Origin of the sequence: Dietzia sp. CW19 (assembly GCF_014145265.1) — a bacterium.
GTDB lineage: Bacteria > Actinomycetota > Actinomycetes > Mycobacteriales > Mycobacteriaceae > Dietzia > Dietzia natronolimnaea.
Map to the genome: position 1 here is coordinate 1 of NZ_JAALEE010000165.1, position 4,445 is coordinate 4,445.

Annotated in this window: 3 protein-coding genes; all 3 read left to right on the forward strand. The window is 71.5% G+C overall.

Annotated elements, in window-relative coordinates; translation table 11 throughout:
- Positions 1 to 281: 281 nt before the first annotated feature.
- On the forward strand, positions 282 to 1,694 hold the full coding sequence (locus tag G6021_RS05770) for a nitrate/nitrite transporter (RefSeq protein WP_179524648.1): 1,413 nt from the start codon (positions 282 to 284) through the stop codon (positions 1,692 to 1,694).
- 35 nt (positions 1,695 to 1,729) lie between these two features.
- Positions 1,730 to 3,844 (forward strand): molybdopterin oxidoreductase family protein, encoded by a 2,115-nt coding sequence (locus tag G6021_RS05775; RefSeq protein WP_182640836.1) that lies wholly within the window; start codon positions 1,730 to 1,732, stop codon positions 3,842 to 3,844.
- Positions 3,817 to 4,445: FAD-dependent oxidoreductase (locus G6021_RS05780; RefSeq protein WP_347238922.1), on the forward strand; the 629-nt coding region annotated here is incomplete at its 3' end. The genes G6021_RS05775 and G6021_RS05780, both read left to right, overlap by 28 nt.

Genomic DNA, 4,445 nt, shown 5'->3' on the forward strand with positions numbered 1-4,445 from the left:
TCCCGCCACGCCTCGGTGGGCTGGGCGGATGCCGCGGGCGCGAGGCCCGTGGCGAGGGCGGCGGCGGTGACGACGGCGCCGAGGGCGCGGGGTGTGAACCGGGGTGACATGACCCCAGTCCACCACGGTGGCAGACCCCTCACGGCGGGTTGCGTCCGGCGTGAGGACACCGTGACCATCACGTCATACCGGGTAGCGCCGGGGAAACAGGGCGTGCATACGGTCAGTTCGCAAGGACACCGAGGGGGTGTCCACGTCACGAGAGAGAGGGGGTCGACCTCATGTCGCGCTCACATGTCATAGAGAACTGGGATCCGGAGGACGACGCGCAGTGGAAGTCGGGCGGCAGGAAGACCGCCATGCGCAACCTCTACTGGTCGGTCTTCGCCGAGCACGTCGGGTTCTCCGTGTGGACCCTGTTCGCCGTCATGGTGTTGTTCATGCCCCAGGACGTCTACGGACTGGACGCACCCGACAAGTTCCTCGTCTCCGCAGTGGTCACGCTGACCGGCGCCTTCCTGCGCATCCCGTACACGCTCGCGACCGCCACCTTCGGCGGCCGTAACTGGACCATGTTCTCGGCCTTCGTCCTGCTCATCCCCGCGGTCGGGATGCTGTGGATCATGGCGAACCCGGGCCAACCGCTCTGGATGTACCTCGTCGTGGGCGCGATCGCCGGACTCGGCGGCGCCAACTTCGCGTCGTCCATGACCAACATCAACGCCTTCTTCCCCCAGCGGGAGAAGGGCTGGGCCCTCGGCCTCAACGCGGGTGGGGGCAACCTGGGCGTGGCCACGATCCAGGTCGTGGGGCTCATCGTGATCGCACTGGCCGGCAACCGGTCACCGCACTGGGTGATCGGCGTCTACATCGTCCTGCTCGTCGTCGCGGGGATCGGCGCCGCGCTGAAGATGGACAACCTCGCGCACCAGACGGTGGATGTGCAGAGCATGAAGGACATGGCCCGCGACAAGGACGGATGGGTGTTGTCGCTGCTGTACATCGGCACCTTCGGATCCTTCATCGGATTCGCCTTCGCGTTCGGTCAGATGCTCACCATGACCTTCACCGGCAACGGCCAGGAGCCGGCCCAGGCGGCCCTGCACGCGGCACAGATCACCTTCCTCGGACCACTGCTGGGCTCACTCACCCGCATGGCCGGTGGACGGATCTCCGACCGTTTCGGGGGAGCCCGGGTGACCTTCGTGACCTTCTGCGGGATGGCGGTCACCACCGTCGCGCTCGTGGTGACCTCGAACATCCAGGCGTCGAACGACGGCCGGCTCGCCGGTGGCGCCCTCGTCCTGTTCTTCGCCGCCTTCCTCACGCTCTTCGGGCTCACCGGGGTGGGCAACGCCTCGGTGTACAAGATGATCCCGTCGGTCTTCGAGGCGCGCAGCCACACACTCGGACTGGACGAGGCCGCTCGGACGTCCTGGTCGCGGGCCCACGCCGGGGCGCTCATCGGGGTCGCCGGCGCGGTCGGGGCCTTCGGCGGCTTCCTCATCAACATGACCCTGCGCACCTCCTACCAGTCCTCCGGTGCGGCCACGTCGGCGTTCCTCGTGTTCATGGTGTTCTACGTGGTGGCGGCGATCGTCACGCGCGTCGTCTACATGCGGGCCTCCGCCGGGGTCGACGCGGTCGCCGCGGCACCCACCGAGCCCCGGGTCCCCGTGGGCGCCGAGGCCTGACCGGCCTCGGTCGACGATCGAGACGAAGAGGACACATGGTGCACGCGTTGACGACGACCGGCCCGCCGACACACACCCACTGCCCGTACTGCGCACTCCAGTGCGCGATGTCGGTGACGCCGTCCGCCGGTGACGGACCGGCGACGATCACCCCGGAGCAGTTCCCCACCAACAGGGGCGGGTTGTGCCGGAAGGGGTGGACGTCGGCAGGGTTGCTCGACCACCCGGATCGGCTCACCACGCCGCTGATCCGGGTGGACGGGCACCTGCGGCCGACCGACTGGGACACCGCGTTGACCCGGGTCACCGACGGCATCCGGCGGGCGCAGGCCTCGGGAGGCCCCGACGCCGTGGCGGTCTTCGGCGGGGGTGGCCTGACCAACGAGAAGGCCTACACACTGGGCAAGTTCACCCGCCTCGCGCTGGGGAGCAGACTCGTGGACTACAACGGCCGCTGGTGCATGTCGAGTGCGGCGGCCGGGGCGAACCGGAGTTTCGGGCTGGACCGGGGGTTGCCGTTCCCCGTGACCGACCTCGACGACGCCCGGGCGGTGCTGCTCATCGGTGCCAACCCCGCCGACACCATGCCCCCGTTCGTCCAGCACCTCGACACGGCCGCGGCGGCCGGCGGCATGGTGGTGGCGGACCCGCGCCTCAGCGCGACCGCGCACCGGGCCGTCGACGGCGGTGGGATCCATCTGAGGCTGCGGCCCGGCACGGATGCGGCGCTGGCCCTGGGGCTCCTGCACGTCGCCGTGGTGGGCGGACACCTGGACACCGAGTACGTCTCCGCCCGGACGTCGGGTTTCGAGGACGCGTGGGCGATCGCGGCGAACTGGATGCCCGACCGCACCGAACGCGTCACCGGTGTCTCGGCCGACCAACTCGAACGCACGGTGGAACTGCTGGCGGGCTCTCGTGACGCGGGCACCGGAGCCTACGTCCTCACCGCCCGCGGTGCCGAACAACACTCACGGGGGACCGACACCGTCGGAGCCGTGATCGCCCTCGCGCTGGCACTGGGCCTGCCGGGCCGGACCGGCACGGGCTACGGCACCCTCACCGGCCAGGGGAACGGGCAGGGAGGCCGGGAGCACGGGCAGAAGGCCGATCAACTCCCCGGCTACCGGATGATCACCGATCCGGCCGCCCGCGCGCACGTCGCCGCGGTCTGGGGCGTGGAGCCCGAGGAGATCCCCGGGCCCGGGCTCTCGGCCTTCGAGCTCCTGGACGCGCTCGGGCAGCCCGGTGGTCCCACGGCGATGCTGCTCCACGCCTCGAACCCCGTGGTCTCCGCGCCCGACGCCGACCGGGTCACGTCCCGGCTCCGATCGCTGGACACCCTCGTGGTGGCCGACTTCGTCCTCTCCGAGACCGCCGAACTCGCCGACGTCGTCCTCCCGGTCCCGCAGTGGGCCGAGGAGGAGGGCACGCTGACCAACCTCGAGGGCCGGGTGCTGCGTCGACGCCGCTCTGTCACCCCGCCGGAGGGCGCCCGCGACGAACTGTGGATCTGGAACGAGCTCGCACGCCGACTCGGGCGGCGGCCTGATCGGTTCCCGACCGACCCGCGGGTGGTGTTCGACGAGTTGGCGCGCGCCTCCGCCGGGGGCAAGGCGGACTACTCGGCCATGGACTGGGACCGCCTCGACGCCGGAGAGGCACTGTTCTGGCCGTGCGGCGCCGACACCCCGGCCGGGACACCGCGCATGTTCCTCGATCGTTTCGCCACCGAGGACGGCCGGGCCCGCTTCGCCGTGGCCGCCGTGGACCCACCCGCGGAGGACACCTGCGCGGACTACCCGCTGCTGGGCACCACCGGACGCGTGCTCTCGCACTACCAGTCCGGTGCCCAGACGCGGCGGGTGCCGGAGCTGCTCTCGGCCGACCCCGAGATGTGGGTCCAGGTGCACCCGGTCGTCGCGCGGGCCGTGGGGCTCGACGACGGCGGACGCGCCCGGGTGGTGTCCCGCCGCGGGGCGGTCGAAGCGCTCGTGCGGTGCGACGAGGACATGCGGACCGACACCCTGTTCCTGCCGTTCCACTACTCCGGGGCCGCCCGCGCGAACCTGGTGACCCTGCCCGAACTCGACCCCTACAGCCGCATGCCGCAGTTCAAGGCGTGCGCGGTCCGGTTGGAGGCCGCGTGATGCGGGTGGTGGTGGTGGGGGCGGGGATGTCCGGTGCCCGGCTCGCCGAGGAGCTGCGGCGCGCCGAACCGGATCCCGAGACGATGTCTGTGACCGTCCTCGGCGCCGAACCCGAGGCGCCGTACAACCGGATCATGCTCTCGCACGTGGTGGCCGGGGGGATGGGGGACCCGGGATCCACCCGGCTCAAGCCCACCGGGTGGTGGGACCGCAACCACATCGAGATGCGCACGTCCGCCTCGGTGCAGGGGATAGACCGGGTGGCCCGGGAGGTCGAGCTCGCCGACGGTGAGCGCGTCCCCTACGACCACCTGGTGCTGGCGACCGGCTCCGAGGCCACCATCCCGCCGATCGACGGGGTCCGTGGCACGGACGGGGCGCTCGCCGCGGGAGTGTTCCCGCTCCGCGACGCCTCGGACTGCCGGGGACTCACCGCCCACCTCGAGGAACACCCCGGTCGGGTCGCCCTGGTGGGCGGCGGCTTCATCGGTCTCGAGGTGGCCTGCGCACTGGCGCGGTCGGGCCGCGACGTCGTCGTCGTCCACCCCCGGGCCTGGCCGATGGACTCCCACCTGGACTCCGGCGGCGGGCGCGTGCTCAT